Genomic DNA, 14,870 nt, shown 5'->3' on the forward strand with positions numbered 1-14,870 from the left:
AAGAGCCCCTCGCCGATCCTACTTAACGACGATCGACACAAGCTTGTCCTGAACGACGATCACCTTCTCCGGCTTCTTGTCCCCTACCCATTTCTTCACGTCGTCGAGAGCGAGAGCGGCCTTTTCGAGCGCGGCCTTTTCGGCGCCGCGCGGCGCAACGAAATCACCGCGCACCTTGCCATTCACCTGGACGACGATCTTCGCCGATTCGTCGGCGATCTTTGATTCGTCGGCGACAGGCCACGGCGCGACATTGACCAATTTTCTATTGCCGAGATCCGCCCATAATTCATCGGCGACATGGGGAGCGAACGGAGCAAGGAGCCTGACGAATATGCCGAAATCGTCAGCCGAAAGGGCCGGCTCTTTTTCAAGCGCATTCAAGAGGATCATGAGGGACGAGACGGCCGTGTTGAATCCCATGGCTTCGATATCGGTAGAGACCTTTTTAACGGTCTTATGGAGGAGCGTCTCGGCTTCCCTTGAAACCTTCGCGCCCTTGGTTATTTTTTCGGCGAGAGCGTATGCTCTTTCGACGAATCGGCGCGGTCCGATGATGCTCTTGGTGTCCCACGCGATGGCCTGATCGAAGGGCCCCATGAACATCTCATAGAGGCGGAGCGAATCGGCGCCATAGGTCGCCACGAGGTCGTCAGGATTGACGACGTTACCGAGCGATTTGGACATTTTGACGCCTCCTTCGGCGAGTATGAGGCCGTGCGACGTGCGCTTCATGTACGGCTCGTCCGTATTTACCGCCCCGATGTCGAAAAGGAATTTATGCCAGAAGCGCGAATACAAGAGATGCAGCGTCGTGTGCTCCATGCCGCCGTTATACCAATCTACGGGCGCCCAATACGCGATCTTGTCCTGCGCGGCGAATGCTTCTTTATTCTTCGGATCTATATAGCGGAGATAGTACCAAGAAGAACCTGCCCAATTTGGCATTGTATCGGTCTCTCGGCGCGCAGGGCCTTTGCATTTCGGGCATGTGACGCTCACCCAGTCCGTAATGACGGAAAGCGGAGATTCGCCCGTATCGGTCGGCTCGTATTTTTTCACCTTGGGCAATTCGACGGGCAAGTCTTTTTCAGGAACGGGAACCCAGCCGCACGATTCGCAATGGATCATCGGTATAGGCTCGCCCCAGTAGCGCTGGCGCGAGAATATCCAGTCGCGGAGCTTGTACTTCACGACCCAAGCGCCGCCCACGGCTTCAGTGATCTTCTTGCGGGCTTCAACGGATTCCATGTCATCGAAATCATTGGAATTGAAAAGGATACCGTCATCGGCATAGACATAGTCATCGTTATCAAGGATATTCAAGATGAAATCGCCCTCGAATACGGTGAAGAAATTCTTGAGCTCGTTTCTCTTCTTCCAGACGACCTCGTGGAGAGCAGACTCTCTTTCATCGACGGCCGCGCGTTCGTCATTCTCCAGATCGAAGAATACGAAACTGAAATGAGCGTGGCGATTTTGCTTTTTGACGCGGTGATAGAAGAACGTGTTTATCTTTATATCCGACGTCCTCATGTGCTTTAGGTTTTTGTAGCCAGTCTCTTCGAGGACCTCGCGGCGGGCCGCTTCGACGAGGTCTTCGCCTTTTTCCACGCCGCCTGTGAAGAGGCCGTGCATATGGATTCCCTTCCAGCTATTGCAGAGGTACGTGCCGTCCTCCGGATTTCGCACGACGATACAAACCGCGTCGCGCTTTACGAACGGCAAATCGGGCCTAATCGCTCCTTCGCCGGAGAGACCTTTGAATGCAGGCTCGATGACGCGACGGATCGGCAATCCGAACTTCTTGGCGAACGCATGGTCGCGCTCGTCGTGGGCAGGTACGGCCATGACCGCGCCAGTTCCATACGTCGCGAGCACGTAATCGGAAATGAATACGGGAATCTCTTCGCCATTCGCCGGATTTATCGCCACAACACCATCGAGCTTTACGCCGGTCTTTTCTTTCTGGGCGTCGGTGCGGGCGATCTCGTCCATTTTCTTGGCAGCCGAAACGTATCTTTCGACTTCCGTCTTGTTTTTATATGAAAGCCTGGAAACAAGCTCATGCTCCGGCGCCAGAACGAGGTATGTCACGCCGAAGAGCGTGTCGGGACGGGTCGTAAACACGCGGACTTTTTCATTCGCGCCTTTGACTGCGAAATCAAGCTCCGCGCCTTCGCTCCGGCCGATCCAATTCCTCTGCTGGATCTTTATCTTCTCCAGATAATCTACTTTGCCGAGGTCGTCATAGAGCCTGTCGGCGTATTTAGTGATAGCGAGCATCCATTGCTCTTTGACGCGCTTCTCCACCGGAGTACCGCAGCGCTCGCAGCAGCCGTTCACGACTTCCTCGTTCGCCAGTCCGATCTTGTCCTTGGGACACCAGTTGATCTCGGTCTTGGCTTTGTATGCGAGGCCCTTTTTATACATCTCTATGAATATCCACTGGGTCCAGCGGAAATACGCCGGATCGCTCGTATTCACTTCGCGCGACCAATCGAACGATAGGCCGAGGGATTTGAGCTGCCTTCGGAAGTTATCGGTATTCTCTTCCGTCACATCCTTCGGCTGGCGGCCGGTCTTGATGGCGTAGTTTTCCGTAGGCAGTCCGAAAGCGTCCCAGCCTATGGGATACAAGACGTTCTCGCCCTGCATGCGGCGCTTCCTCGCGACGATATCCATCGCGGTGTAGCTCCTGATATGGCCGGTATGGAGGCCAGAACCCGACGGGAACGGAAATTCGACGAGAGGATAGAATTTCTTCTTCGCGCTCTTATCGTCCGCCTCGTATATGCCCCGCTTCTCCCACTCTTTCTGCCACTTCTTCTCTATTTTCGAGTGATCGTACTTTTTCATCTGCTAGATAGCGCCCTTCGCCCTCACCGGATAGAGGTCGGGATCGATGTTTCGGTCGAAACAGGCCGTGCCCATGCCGTGCGCCCAGTTATTAGAGCCGGAAGCCGCGGCCGACATGCCGTAATCGGCCGCGTATTTATTTATGCTCGCGGCGCCGGATTTAAGGTTGAAGTCGGCGCAGACCTTGAACGACACCGCGCCGGTCTTCTGATATCCGTATGCCGTGCCCGTTTCAGGGTCGACAGGGACCATGAAGCTCGATATCGGGTCGTTGAGGCTCGCGATATCGGTCGGCAACGCTCCCTTCTGCTGCCAGTAATTGACGATCTGCCACTGGATCGACGTGAGGTCGTTCACGCGCCTTTCGTCGAAGCGCGCGGCACGAGCCTGCATCGGCGAGCCGACGAGCACGAAGCCGGTCACGAGAGATCCGAAGACGAGGAGCGACGCCAGGGATATGATGAGAAGCGTCTTCTTCGGAGCGTCGGCGGCGAAGGTCTTCTTGAGGTCATAAAAGTAATAGCTGAAGACCGCCCCGGAAACCACGAGCACGGAGACGATCTTCCAGATGAAGCGCGACGTGATCTCGCCTCCGAGGAACGTGTTCACGAGAACGACCAGATCTATGACAACCGCAACGCCCGTGATGAAGAGCGTCAGATATGTAAGCCACTTCCTCACCGCGATGTCCTTCTTCTCAGGATTAGCGCGGACGTACTTGTCTATATAAGACGCGATGACGAGATAGAGCGGGAATACGATGAGAAGGCATGCGATTGCCGCGCGGATCGGGCCGGAATAGAAATCAGTCGCGTAATAATAGGAATTGAGCATATCCGGGAACGCGCGGTTGATGATGGCGAAGAGGAGGCTGACGAGCGATACGACGCTCACATAGAGACCCGCGAAGCTCGCGAGATATATGAAGAAATCCTTGGCTGTGGTTTTGTTTGGCATATGCTCAATGATAATGAACCGGGCATGAAAAAGCCAGGCTGCAGAGCCTGGCTTTTTCGCTACATCGTCGCAGGAGCCGACGACGACATGCATGCCTTGCAGTCCTTCTTGTGGGTGAAGAGGACGAGAAGGCCGGAGAGGCCTACAAGTATGTAGACGATCTTCTCAACGGCAGGCCAGCTGCCGAGGATCATGTTCACGAGGTTCCATCCGAGCGCGGTCAAGCCCCAGTTTACGGCGCCGACGACGACGAGGATGAAGGCGATCATGTGAAGTGCTTTCATGGTCTCAAAAGATATGTTGATAAAAATCCGCTGCGACTTTTACTCATCAATTATATCAACTTGGCAAGAGTTTGGCGCGATAGAGTTATGCACAGAGTCTCGTCCTCCGTTCCCGCGCCCTAAACCATGAATCTTAGAGGACCGACGGCCTATAAAGCTAAGCCCCATATCCTTTTTGACAAGAAGATGGGGTTAGAGGCTTTTCTTTTTCGCTTTTTCTGTATCCTTGATCTGTCTGATCTTGGATCGATTCACGGCGATGATCTCTTTGAGCCGTGCGGCCCCGAGCTCTCGTCGCATGCCTTGAGCGACGAGAGATAGCTCGTATCTACAATCGGCGATCTCTTGTCGGAGGCTCCTGATCTGTCCATACGGGCCGGTACCCGATACTCCAAGTGCCATAAAGCACCTCCTTTCTAGAGTCAGCCTAGCATAGATCTGCCTAGACCATGAATTCTATGACGTCTCCGTCCTTCACGATATAGTCTTTGCCTTCGGTCCTGACCTGCCCTTTTTCGCGCGCAGCGGCATAGGAGCCTGCGGCGAGCAATTTGTCCCATTCGATGACCTGCGCGCGGACGAATTTGGCGATGAAGTCGGTATGAATGACGCCCGCGGCGGTCGGCGCATTCCAGCCTTTTTGTATGGTCCAGCCGCGAGTCTCGTCTTCGCCCGTCGTGAAATAGGTGATAAGGCCGAGGAGCTCGTACGATTTTTTGATAAGCGCGTCGATACCGTTGTCTGCCCCGAGGCCCTGGCGCATCTCGGCCTTCTCGGCTTCGGTCATGTCTTTGAGGTCGTGCTCGATTCCGGCGTCTACGACGACGTACCCTGCCCCGCTCTTCTGGATGAAATCGATTAATTTGATAAAGCGCTCGTCTCTCATCTCGTCCAAGTTTTTACCGCCCGACTTCTTATTCAACACATAGAGGATCTTCTTCGACGTCAGAAGATGGAGCTGCTTGTAGAGCGGCGTTTCGAACTCGTCAGGCATAACGGACGATGCGAGCCTACCCTCTTCAAGAGCGGGTTTAAGGCGCTCGAGCAATCTCATCTCGATGATCGCTTCTTTTTTGTTTCCTTTCACATCCTTGGCGACGTTCTGCATGCGCTTGGTCACGGTATCGAGATCGGCGAATATGAGCTCCATATTGATGACCTCTATGTCGTGGAGCGGGTCTATCTTGTTCGCAACGTGGATGATGTCGTCGTCTTCGAATATGCGGACGACTTCGGCGATGGCGTCGGTCTCGCGGATGTTCGAGAGGAATTTATTGCCGAGGCCTTCGCCCTGAGCGGCGCCTTTCACGAGGCCGGCGATATCCACGAATTCGACAGCGGCCGGAACGGTCTTCTTGGATTTCGAGAGATCGGAGAGCTTCCAGAGGCGCTCGTCGGGCACGGCGACGACGCCGACCGACGGGTCGATCGTGGCGAACGGATAGTTGGCGACAAGGACGCTCTTCTTGGTGAGAGCGTTGAAAAGCGTCGATTTGCCGACGTTCGGAAGCCCGACGATGCCGATAGAGAGGGACATAGGGCTTTACCTTATACTATTTTGCCTTCCTGCCAAGCTTCTCGACGACCGAAAGGAGCCTCTGCGACTTTTCAAGCGGCATCTTCTTCATGCCTGAGAACCAGGTCTTCCTCACCGGAGCGAAGCCGGAGAATCGGAGGACGCCGCGGACCCAGCTGTTTATATTGCCACCGAACAATGCCCAGAGGATAAGGGGATGCGTATCCGACGTGACGATGACGCGCGCCGAACGCCCCTTCAATCGGCGATACCAGCCCGGCACCAGGCCTTTCCTGAAATTGAACGCGAAGCCCGGCATCCAGACGCGGTCTACGAGACCCTTCATGAGAGCGGGGATGTCAGACCACCAAATCGGGAATACCGATACGAAATGCTCCGACCATTTGACGTTCTCCTGGAATCGCACGAGGTCGGGCTCGAACTGCTGTATGACCTTGTATCCCCTATGGAGGATCGGGTCGAATCTCATGTCCGCGATATGCATGATTCGGACTTCGTGCCCCGCCGACTGCGCGCCCTTGGCATACGATTCGGCAAGTGCCGTCGAAAAAGAATCGTGGTCAGGATTGCCTATGAAAATGAATACTCTCTTTGAGCGCATATTATTTCTGTATGAGCTTTCCGAGCTCGTCGCGGTGCTTTCCCATGAGCTCCATCATGACCGTCTGTTGGTCTTTGCCCGATTTGAGGCCTTCCTGCAATTCTTTCGCGAGGCTCTCGAAGAATGCCGGATTCTTTTCGACGAGGTCGAGGAGCGCTTCCTGATCGGCTTCAGGCACGCCTTTTAGCTGGGACTTCATGGCTTGCTTCATCAAAAATCGTTTGAGCATAGTCGTTACTCTACCAAAAAAGGCTTGCCCGGGCCATATCGCTCGAGCGGGACCTTGTTCCAGCATGCCACGACGCGGTCGGCATATGCCCAGAGGGCGCGGACTTCGTCGGAGCCAGCAAAGGCTCTCTCTGTGCCGCGGGTAGCGGCGAGAATGACGTTTCCGTACGCATCGCGGGTTCTAGGTATGTCGAACGACTCCCTGCTTCCGTCGCAGCTCTCTATGACGATCTCCTGCTCCGGCTGGATCCTAAAGACCATCTTTCGAGGAATGCCGGATATTTCCTTGAACGATATCTCGGCGAACGAGCCTGAAGACGGCATCCGCTTTCCGGAAACGAGCGTAACAGGCACTCCCTTCAGCTTTCCCGAACGGAAACAGGTCACGACTTCGAAAGCGGTTTCGGTTTCTGAGCCCGGATCCACGCCCTTCTCATTCCCATATCCCTCGTACTGGCCGCGGCGGGAAAGCTCGCATGTCTTGGCAGGGGGCGCGAGGCGTTTCAGAGCTTTTGCTCTCGCAGACTGCCACGATGCGGCACGGACGCTCGGCTCTGCCGCAATGACCGCCAATGCTTCGAGGATATGGTTCTGTCCCACGTCACGGAACGCTCCCATACCGTCATATGACGCCCCGCGGCCGTCGATCCCCTTTTCCTCGAACAAGGCTACGCGGATCGATTCGACGCTCTCGTTCGAAATGAGGCGTGCAAGCTCCGGCGTGCTCTCGTGAAGATCCATAACTGCCCGAAGTGTGTCTTTGCCGAGATAATGGTCTACGCGAAAGATCTGACCTTCATCGAGAAATCCTTCGAGGACGCGATCCAAGGACTTGGCGCTCTTTTCATCCGTGCCGAAAGGCTTCTCTATGAGGAGCTTGCCCCTTCCGCGCGATATAAGGCCGACATCGTGAAGCCCTTGCGCGACCGGAGCGTGGAAATTCGGAGCGAGCGATGAATAGAAGATGGCCCCTTCGGCATTTCCCGCGATCTTGTCGGCGAGCTCCGCGTACCCCGTTCCCGCATCGACGTCGATCTTGACGTAAGAGACCTTCGAAACGAATCCGTCGTCGAACGTTCCGCCCTGCCGGAGGAAAGAGGCAAAACCCTCGTCGTTCCAATCCCGCCTTCCCGTCGCGATGATGCGCGGATCGCCGCCCAGAGCGCCTTCGCGGCAAAGGGCCTGGAGCGCCGGAAATATCTTTTTGACCGCAAGATCCCCCGTGGCGCCGAACAATACGAAGACGAAAGGCTTGTCCATGAAAAAAGTATACAGGAAAGCATGGAAAAAGCCCCGCGCACGTATGTGCGCGGGGCTTTGAGACAACCGTCATCTCGGAGCGAAGAGGATCCGGAGAGGGGCGACGATCGCCTCCCCGACGAGGCCGCCGAAGGTCTTCGGCCATCGCTTCGGCTCGTATCTGTATACGAGCTTCGAGGAACGGATAGAGATGCTCTTCTCGCCGTCGAGATGCCAGCGAAAGTCGGGCCTGCCGTCTTTCATGGCGAAGGTGTCCCGAAGGAACGGGATGCCGACGGAAGCCCTGTCTTTGGCGGCGATGTCTTCTTTCTGGAAGTATGCTTCGAGCTCGCGCTCGAGCCGGAGCGAGAGAGCATGCTGGGGAGCGATCTCCCGCGGCGGCTGCCACGCAATGACGGCCTGTGCCCGAAGATACGAAGGCGCGAATACGGATACCGCGCCGATGAGGAGGATTCGAAGGACATTCATGGGGTAATGGATCTAGGTCCATATATACCAGAAATAAAGGCCCGGCGCACGCGCGTGCGCCGGGCCTTCTGTGGACCTACGGGGAATCGAACCCCGCACTCATCCATGCCATGGATGCGTATTACCGATATACTATAGGCCCAATTCTCTGTCCTTCCTGAAAATCTGCTCGGCGATACCATATATAGCATAGGTTATGAAGAATGCCGAGAAGACGTCGATTGAATAATGAAGGTGCCCGATGAGCACGACGACGGCGAATACGCCCGAGAGCACCATGAAGCTTATGCGGACCCTCTTGTTATCCCAGAATACGAGAGCCATCAGGAACGGCAGGCCGGTATGGCCCGAAAAGAAAAGCTGGCCGTCGAAATTGAAGAACCTGCTGAATCCGGTCGGGTCTATGATGATATGGGACGGAAACGGCGCGATATGGGTGAGGCTCGCGAAGATGGCGCGGGTAACGTAAAAGAGGGCGATGGTCTTGACGATGAACGGCCCGCGGTTCGGCTTCTGAAGCCCTGCCAGGACGATGCAGGCGATCAGGGCATAGCCGCCATAGATGAATATGCCGTCGACGTCCACGACAGGCACGTTATCGAGGATGATATCCGTCACCGAGTTGCTCGCTACTCTATCCGCGTATATGCCCGCGCAATAATTGACGACGAGGGCGACCAGGAGGAGAAGCCACGCCAAGAGGAAGCGTCTGGTATACGCCTTGTCTTTGAACGAGCGGATGAATTCGAGTCCGATCATGCTTTTTTCTTCCTGCCGCCCATTAAGATTACCCTAAAGAAATGGAAAAGGTAGAGAGCGGAGATCTTCATCGCGCCCTCGGCCTTGAAACGGCGGGCCGAGGTCTTTTGGACGAGCTTGGAATCGAATGCAACCCTGCCCTGCCTCGCCACCCTTTTAGCCGTATCGGTATCTTCGCCATAGAATGCGATCGACGTATCATATCCGCCCGCTTTTTCCAGAGCCGAGGCGCGAATGAAGCTGTTACCGCCGATCAGGACCGCGCCTTTGTCAAAGAGCTGGAGGAAGCGGCTCATGCCCTTGTACACGTATTTTTGAGACACGAGGGATACGAACCGGAGCAGAGGGCCGCCGTCATAGTAATCGTACGGACCCGTGACTCCTGTGACGGAAAGATCCGCGAAATGGGATACGCCGCGTGCGAGCCAGCCGGAATCAGGCAGGCAGTCGGCGTCCATCTGGACGATGATGTCGCCCTGGGCGGACAGGCGGCCGCGCTCGCGCGCATGGAGGAGGCCTTTCCTCGCCTCGCGGACGACTTTCACGTTGAACGATCCCGCGACTTCGGCCGTGCCGTCGGTCGAGGCGTTATCCACGACTATCACCTCATAGTCAGGATAGTCTTGGACGGAGACGGCGCGGAGCGTGGCTGCGATGCTCTCCCTCTCGTTATGCGCAGGGATGACGACGGATACTTTCGGCATCTTGATATATTTTCGGGCGGCGACGGCATAGGCTTCGACCCATGCGCGGCCGAGGGAATCTTCGGAGAACTTCTTTACATATTCGCGGGCCGCGCTCCCCATCTCTCTTGCGGCCGTCTGGTCGCCCAACACCTTCTCTAGAGACCTGGCCAAAGCGACGTGATCGCCGTCGGGAACGGTCGAGCCGAATTCGGGCTTGATATGGTCGCCCACGGCTCCCGCTTTGGCGCCGACGGCGGGAATGCCCGATGCGAATGCCTGCATCAATGCGAGGCACTGCGTCTCGATCGGGCACATGACGACGAACGCATCAGACGCTTTGTACCATCGAGCCAATTCGTCATGGGAGAGAAAGCCGGTGAATATGACGCTCTCGCCTACGCCCAGGGCTTCGGCGTATGAGCGCATCTCTTTTTCGACGGGCCCGTTGCCCGCGATCACGAGCTCGGCATACTGCATGGTCTTTTTCAGTTCGGCGAACGCGCGCAGGACGACGTCCAATCTCTTTTCAGGGGCGACGCGGCCTGCAGATATGACCGTCGGCCCGACAAGGTTGAACTCCTTTCTCAATCCCGCCTTTTCCCCTGCCGTCGCGGGCGCGAAGGTCGAAAGCGACAGCGGATTGGCGATGACGTCAGCCGATCTCTTGAATCCGAAGGCTCTCATGCTCTCCAGCACCTCCGGTCCGACGACGGAGACGAAGCGGCAGCGGTTGTAATACCAGACGAAGAACCTCTCCATCAGATCTTCTGCCCACTTCGCCCTGATCGGCCCATATACGCGGACGAATTCGCGTATCAAGGTATGATTCGTGCCCACGAGCGGCACGCGGAGAAGCCGCGAGGCCAAAAGAGCCTCGAAACCCACGCCGAAAGGAGACTGGGAATGTATCGCATCGGGTTTGAATCGGCGGGCGAACGGAAGGCTCCAGCCGAAGGGTACGGCATTCCTTCCCTGCCCTGATCCAGAATTAGAGAACGGAAGCGACGGGATACGGCAGACCTGGAATCCTTCTTTTTCAAGATATTCGTCACGCGTCTTTCCTATCGACGCATAATCGGCATCGGAATATCGGGCGGCGACGAAACCGACGCTGTGCCCAAGCGCCTTCAATCCCCGCGCGACCGCTATGACCGAGTCGGATATGCCGCTCGTTTCGGGATAGAAATTGTCTGAATAGAAAAGTATGCGCATAGATCTCTGAAAAGGCTGATTATGGCTCATCCGCTTCTTCGAGCACCGCTGCCAAAGCCTTTTTATATATTACGTAGCAGCCGATGATGAATGCCGGTACCAGGATCCAGCCAAGGATATCGTAATAATGGAAGAATTTCACGTAAAAGTCGCCGAACCAGTAGCCAAGGATCATGAACAAGGCGTATTTCGGCACTGCCAGAACGAGCGACACCCATATCAGAGTCCAGAACGATACGCGCAATGCCCCTGCGGCTATGAGGACCGGCCCGGGGATAGCCGGAGCGAGCTTGGCGATGACGAGCGACTTGATCTCGTGCTTGCGGAATGCGCGGTCGAATCTGGCGAGGCTGTCCTGATTCAGCCCGAACTTATGGCCATGCCTGTCTATGAGCGTCTTTCGAGAGCCCCGGCCGATCGCATAATAGATAATGTCGCCGGCGAGGTCGCCGAGGACGGAGAGCATGAAGACCATCGGCAGGCTGAAGAACCCGAACGTCGCCGCGAACGCCGCCGCCGACGTCACGATCGGGCCTTCGATGACCATGATGACGAACAGAGCAAGGTATGAAAGATGGCTCAAGATATCCAGCGGCATATTGATAGTTTAAGGCTTTTAGGCTATATTGTCTCGGTCTCTGTGCCGTAAATACGGGCCCGTAGCTCAGTTGGTAGAGCAGCGCTTTTGCAAAGCGAAGGTCAGGAGTTCGAATCTCCTCGGGTCCACAGCATCTCTTCCGTATTGACTTCCGCCCTCTAAAAGCTAGAGTTTGGCGAGAATGAAACTATCTGATCTTATATTCAAAATCGGCGCCCTATTCAATAGCTGGACGGAGAAAAGGTTTTTCGAGCAGTATATAGGATTCGGCTTCATCGACCAGGAGAAGTTCGGCCGGGACCGCAAGAGCCGGCTCGCCTATTTCGACGCGAAGCTCGCCGAGAAATACAGGCTTCTCCTCGGCAAAAGCCTCGCTATCCTGCGAAAGGAAGCTGACCCCGACATGGCCGAATGGGCGGACGATCTCCAAGCCGAGCTCTCTGAAAACCTCGAATGTTTCAGGAGGACCGGCATAATGGATCCCGGCCTTTTCCTGGAGATGCGGGATTACCTGTCCTCGGAGCGGAGCAGCGAAAGACATGAATGCTATCGGGAATGGATATGCTTTATCCGGGCGCGGGCATTTCTGGACAGCCTCAACCGCTCTGCCAAAGCAGTCTCGTAATAGAGACTGCTTTTATTATTATGCGTAGACTGCGAGGTATCTTTATTTCCGCCCCTATCGTTCCCTCGCGAGGGTTATGACGTGATCGAGGAATTGCGGCAGGTCGCTCCCTATCGCTTTGACGGATTTAGGCAAAAGAGATTCGGACGTGAGCCCCGGCAAGGTATTGGCTTCAAGGAAATAGACGCCTCGTTTCGGATGCACGATGAAATCGGATCGCGAATAGTGGCGGAGGCCGAGCTCACGATGGATGGCCGCGGCGGCCTCCTGGATGGAGCGCTTGGTCGCTTCGTCGAAATTGCCCGGACAGATCTCGAGCGATGCGCCGCCGTATTTGGCGTCGTAATCGAAGAACGCCGATCTTTCCGGCGGGACTATCTCGACGGGCAAGAGCGCATAGTGGCGTTCGCCGCGGAATCCGTCGAGGATGCCGCAGGTCGCCTCCCTGCCCTGGATGAATTCCTCTATGATGACGGAATCGGAATGCTCGAGCGCTTTCGCCAGGGCGCTTTCCAGATCGAAATAGCTTTTTACGATAGAGACGCCGACGGACGAGCCTGCGGACGCCGGTTTGACGACCGAAGGCAGGATGATCTCGCGGAAAATGGCGTGCGGGCCTTTTTCATAGACCTCTTCGCGCGAGAGTAATTTATGGGCGGCGAATTTCACCTTGCCTTGCAGATTGGCGAGAGCCCTTTTGGCAAGGTGCTTGTTCATGGCGACCGCTGACGGGAACGAAGCCGATCCCGTGAACGGAACGCCGAGATGTTCCAGCACGCGCTGTATCTTTCCGTCCTCGCCGTATTGGCCATGAAGGGCGATGAATGCGACGTCTACGCCTTTCAACGCGTCAGCAGGGCTCTTTTCGATCCCATGGACGTGCCAGACGCCGTCTTTGGATATAAAGACATCAAGGCCCTCGTATTTGTCAGGCAGGTGCTTCAGGACCGTATCGCCCGATCTGAGAGAGACGTCGTATTCGGACGAAGGGCCGCCGCGAAGGACAGCGACCCTGATCTTGTGCGCGAATGGCATACCGGAAGTATACCAAAATTACAGCTTGCCGCGGCGGGGATTCCTCATGCGGCGGAGCTTTCGGTGATATGCAATGGCGAATCGATGGGCTTCGCTGTTAGCGAGCAGTATGGCTTTTTTATGCTTTCTGACAAGGGCAATGTCTCCCATGATGTCCCGCGGTTTATGACGCTCGTCCTTGACTACGGACACGACGGGCGCGACGATGCCGCGCTCGCGGAGCGTCTTTTCGGCCAGGTTCAATTGCGCTTGCCCGCCGTCTATAACCACGAGGTCCGGCATGCGCCATTCAGGATGCTTTAGGCGTCGCTCGATGATTTCGCGGAGATTTTTCGTATCGTTATTTCCCGTCTCCGGATTCAATTTGAACCTGCGATATTCGTTTTTAGCGATCTCATTGTCGGAGACGACCGTCATGACGCCGACCGATTCCTTGCCTGACATGTGCGCGACATCGTACGCCTCGATGCGGAACGACGCGGCGGACATCTGCGCGTCGGGAGCGTTCTCTATCAGCGAAATATCCTCTTTTATCAGGGCGATGTCCTGTATGTGATCGAGGGCGAACAGCCTTCGCTTGGCTTCGTCGGCCTTTTCGAATTCCAGATTCTTGGCATACATATCCATCTCCCTCTCGAGCATGCGGCAGAGTTTCTTTTTCTTACCTTCGAAGAAGAGAATGATATGGTCGATATTCTTCTTATACTCCGCGACCTGATCGGCCGTGGCGGTTTCGGGATTCAGACCGATCTGACGATAGAAATGAGCGGTATATTTCGACGAAGAATTCCCATCAATGAATGGAAACATGCGCCGTATGATCTTCAGCGCTTCGCGAAGCGCCGAGCCGGACGTGAAAGGTCCGAACGACTTCCGCACCTTGAGCAGCTTCTTCTGCTTCTCGACTTCGAGCGTCCTGCCGCGGATGGTCATGATGCGCGGCAGCGTCTCGCGGGTGACGACGACATAATTCCAGCTCTTATCGTCCTTCTCTTTGACGTTATAGTCCGGCCAGTGCTTTTTGATGAGGTTCGCTTCGGCGATCATGGCCTCGAGCACCGAATCGGTCTCCTGCCATTCGATCGAATCGGACTTGAACACCATGTCCACCATGCGCGGGCCTCGCGTCGAGATGAGGTCGGATGAAAAGTACGAGCGCACGCGATCCCGCAAAGACGTAGCTTTGCCTATATAGAGGATCACGCTCCCCTTTTTCCAAAAATAGACGCCCGGAACGTCCGGAAGCTCCAGTTTCTCGAAATCTTCGATAATCACAGGCCTATATTGACCTATAGCGCGGACGGAGTAAAGTAAAAAGGAAGACCGATCCGCCCCGGATCGTCAGCACAAAACACATATCCCATTATGATTCGCTGTAAAGTGTATCGTACCGGAAGCAAGAAACCGACCGAAATCCGCCTGCCGGACAGCTCTCGGCAAGCGCCTTTCCTCGCAGAGGTGAAGCGTCAGCTCCGTCTCCGCGGCGAACATGCCCTCGCCGACCCCGACAATTTCGGCGATGCCGGCTATGACCGCATCACCGACATGAAGGGCCGCACCCTTTTCCCGCTCGAAGAGCACCGGAAAAGCAAGGTGTGCCATCGCCATGGCGAGGGGCGAAGGCACGTTCCCCAGCACATCGTGAGCCGGCACGGCTTTAACCGGGCCCGCGACCATGCCGGGTTCCGGCCGATCGCGGTGATGACCTGCGCCGCAGGCGCCTAAGCCTCGAAAACATAGCTTACCCAGCCCTGACTTCGG

16 protein-coding genes and 2 tRNA genes are annotated in these 14,870 nt (G+C 55.8%); 3 read left to right on the forward strand and 15 right to left on the reverse strand.

The annotated features are described in order from the left end of the window. Positions 1–18: 18 nt before the first annotated feature. The 13 genes from VHE10_00315 to VHE10_00375 all read right to left on the reverse strand — a co-directional run bounded on the left by VHE10_00315 (position 19) and on the right by VHE10_00375 (position 11,449). On the reverse strand, positions 19–2,859 hold the full coding sequence (locus tag VHE10_00315) for a class I tRNA ligase family protein (protein ID HVU06233.1): 2,841 nt from the start codon (positions 2,857–2,859) through the stop codon (positions 19–21). Between the two features lie 3 nt (positions 2,860–2,862). Further along, positions 2,863–3,816 (reverse strand): DUF5671 domain-containing protein, encoded by a 954-nt coding sequence (locus VHE10_00320; protein HVU06234.1) that lies wholly within the window; start codon positions 3,814–3,816, stop codon positions 2,863–2,865. Between the two features lie 59 nt (positions 3,817–3,875). After that, positions 3,876–4,100 (reverse strand): DUF378 domain-containing protein, encoded by a 225-nt coding sequence (locus VHE10_00325; GenBank protein ID HVU06235.1) that lies wholly within the window; start codon positions 4,098–4,100, stop codon positions 3,876–3,878. A 192-nt stretch (positions 4,101–4,292) separates the two neighbouring features. Next, positions 4,293–4,502, reverse strand: coding sequence for a hypothetical protein (locus VHE10_00330; protein HVU06236.1), 210 nt, complete (start codon positions 4,500–4,502; stop codon positions 4,293–4,295). A gap of 40 nt (positions 4,503–4,542) precedes the next feature. Further along, positions 4,543–5,637, reverse strand: coding sequence for a redox-regulated ATPase YchF (ychF, locus tag VHE10_00335; protein HVU06237.1), 1,095 nt, complete (start codon positions 5,635–5,637; stop codon positions 4,543–4,545). Between the two features lie 16 nt (positions 5,638–5,653). Further along, a complete protein-coding gene (locus VHE10_00340) occupies positions 5,654–6,238 on the reverse strand; it encodes an NAD(P)H-dependent oxidoreductase (protein ID HVU06238.1) in 585 nt (194 codons plus the stop codon). A 1-nt stretch (position 6,239) separates the two neighbouring features. Beyond that, positions 6,240–6,467, reverse strand: a complete 228-nt coding sequence (locus VHE10_00345) for a hypothetical protein (GenBank protein ID HVU06239.1) — start codon at positions 6,465–6,467, stop codon at positions 6,240–6,242. 5 nt (positions 6,468–6,472) lie between these two features. After that, positions 6,473–7,726, reverse strand: a complete 1,254-nt coding sequence (locus VHE10_00350) for a hypothetical protein (protein ID HVU06240.1) — start codon at positions 7,724–7,726, stop codon at positions 6,473–6,475. 69 nt (positions 7,727–7,795) lie between these two features. Then, on the reverse strand, positions 7,796–8,194 hold the full coding sequence (locus VHE10_00355) for a hypothetical protein (GenBank protein HVU06241.1): 399 nt from the start codon (positions 8,192–8,194) through the stop codon (positions 7,796–7,798). A 71-nt stretch (positions 8,195–8,265) separates the two neighbouring features. After that, a tRNA-Ala gene (locus tag VHE10_00360) sits at positions 8,266–8,336 on the reverse strand. Further along, positions 8,327–8,953: a phosphatase PAP2-related protein gene (locus VHE10_00365; GenBank protein HVU06242.1), complete on the reverse strand. Its 627-nt coding sequence runs from the start codon at positions 8,951–8,953 to the stop codon at positions 8,327–8,329. The genes VHE10_00360 and VHE10_00365 overlap by 10 nt, the downstream gene beginning before the upstream one ends. Further along, positions 8,950–10,851, reverse strand: a complete 1,902-nt coding sequence (locus VHE10_00370; protein ID HVU06243.1) for a glycosyltransferase — start codon at positions 10,849–10,851, stop codon at positions 8,950–8,952. The genes VHE10_00365 and VHE10_00370 overlap by 4 nt, the downstream gene beginning before the upstream one ends. 19 nt (positions 10,852–10,870) lie before the next feature. Continuing rightward, complete coding sequence (locus VHE10_00375) at positions 10,871–11,449, reverse strand: VTT domain-containing protein (GenBank protein ID HVU06244.1); 579 nt, start codon at positions 11,447–11,449, stop codon at positions 10,871–10,873. A gap of 55 nt (positions 11,450–11,504) precedes the next feature. On the opposite strand from VHE10_00375, the gene VHE10_00380 reads away from it, so the two are divergent. Together VHE10_00380 and VHE10_00385 are read left to right on the forward strand one after the other, a co-directional pair. Continuing rightward, positions 11,505–11,577: transfer RNA gene (locus VHE10_00380), tRNA-Ala, on the forward strand. A 53-nt stretch (positions 11,578–11,630) separates the two neighbouring features. Continuing rightward, the gene (locus VHE10_00385; protein HVU06245.1) at positions 11,631–12,074 is read left to right on the forward strand and encodes a hypothetical protein; all 444 of its coding nucleotides are present in this window, start codon (positions 11,631–11,633) and stop codon (positions 12,072–12,074) included. Positions 12,075–12,128: 54 nt separating this feature from the next. On the opposite strand, the gene VHE10_00390 is transcribed toward VHE10_00385, so the two are convergent. Next, entirely contained in the window at positions 12,129–13,109 is a 981-nt protein-coding gene (locus VHE10_00390) for a D-alanine--D-alanine ligase (GenBank protein HVU06246.1), read from the reverse strand. 18 nt (positions 13,110–13,127) lie between these two features. After that, on the reverse strand, positions 13,128–14,384 hold the full coding sequence (locus tag VHE10_00395) for a hypothetical protein (GenBank protein HVU06247.1): 1,257 nt from the start codon (positions 14,382–14,384) through the stop codon (positions 13,128–13,130). A gap of 90 nt (positions 14,385–14,474) precedes the next feature. Between VHE10_00395 and VHE10_00400 the strand changes: the two genes are divergently transcribed. After that, a complete protein-coding gene (locus tag VHE10_00400; GenBank protein HVU06248.1) occupies positions 14,475–14,834 on the forward strand; it encodes a hypothetical protein in 360 nt (119 codons plus the stop codon). Positions 14,835–14,870 lie beyond the last annotated feature (36 nt).

The organism is Candidatus Paceibacterota bacterium (assembly GCA_035546035.1).
Classification (GTDB): domain Bacteria; phylum Patescibacteriota; class Minisyncoccia; order Phycocordibacterales; family UBA6065; genus UBA6065.

What these genes read in the sequence shown, in the direction of transcription:
- VHE10_00385 (HVU06245.1), top strand. Translation starts at nt 11,631, where the DNA reads ATGAAACTATCTGATCTTATATTCAAAATCGGCGCCCTATTCAATAGC.
- VHE10_00325 (HVU06235.1), bottom strand. Translation starts at nt 4,100, where the DNA reads ATGAAAGCACTTCACATGATCGCCTTCATCCTCGTCGTCGTCGGCGCC.
- VHE10_00340 (HVU06238.1), bottom strand. Translation starts at nt 6,238, where the DNA reads ATGCGCTCAAAGAGAGTATTCATTTTCATAGGCAATCCTGACCACGAT.
- VHE10_00400 (HVU06248.1), top strand. Translation starts at nt 14,475, where the DNA reads ATGATTCGCTGTAAAGTGTATCGTACCGGAAGCAAGAAACCGACCGAA.
- VHE10_00355 (HVU06241.1), bottom strand. Translation starts at nt 8,194, where the DNA reads ATGAATGTCCTTCGAATCCTCCTCATCGGCGCGGTATCCGTATTCGCG.
- VHE10_00365 (HVU06242.1), bottom strand. Translation starts at nt 8,953, where the DNA reads ATGATCGGACTCGAATTCATCCGCTCGTTCAAAGACAAGGCGTATACC.
- VHE10_00390 (HVU06246.1), bottom strand. Translation starts at nt 13,109, where the DNA reads ATGCCATTCGCGCACAAGATCAGGGTCGCTGTCCTTCGCGGCGGCCCT.
- VHE10_00330 (HVU06236.1), bottom strand. Translation starts at nt 4,502, where the DNA reads ATGGCACTTGGAGTATCGGGTACCGGCCCGTATGGACAGATCAGGAGC.
- VHE10_00350 (HVU06240.1), bottom strand. Translation starts at nt 7,726, where the DNA reads ATGGACAAGCCTTTCGTCTTCGTATTGTTCGGCGCCACGGGGGATCTT.
- VHE10_00370 (HVU06243.1), bottom strand. Translation starts at nt 10,851, where the DNA reads ATGCGCATACTTTTCTATTCAGACAATTTCTATCCCGAAACGAGCGGC.
- VHE10_00375 (HVU06244.1), bottom strand. Translation starts at nt 11,449, where the DNA reads ATGCCGCTGGATATCTTGAGCCATCTTTCATACCTTGCTCTGTTCGTC.
- ychF (HVU06237.1), bottom strand. Translation starts at nt 5,637, where the DNA reads ATGTCCCTCTCTATCGGCATCGTCGGGCTTCCGAACGTCGGCAAATCG.
- VHE10_00315 (HVU06233.1), bottom strand. Translation starts at nt 2,859, where the DNA reads ATGAAAAAGTACGATCACTCGAAAATAGAGAAGAAGTGGCAGAAAGAG.
- VHE10_00320 (HVU06234.1), bottom strand. Translation starts at nt 3,816, where the DNA reads ATGCCAAACAAAACCACAGCCAAGGATTTCTTCATATATCTCGCGAGC.
- VHE10_00345 (HVU06239.1), bottom strand. Translation starts at nt 6,467, where the DNA reads ATGCTCAAACGATTTTTGATGAAGCAAGCCATGAAGTCCCAGCTAAAA.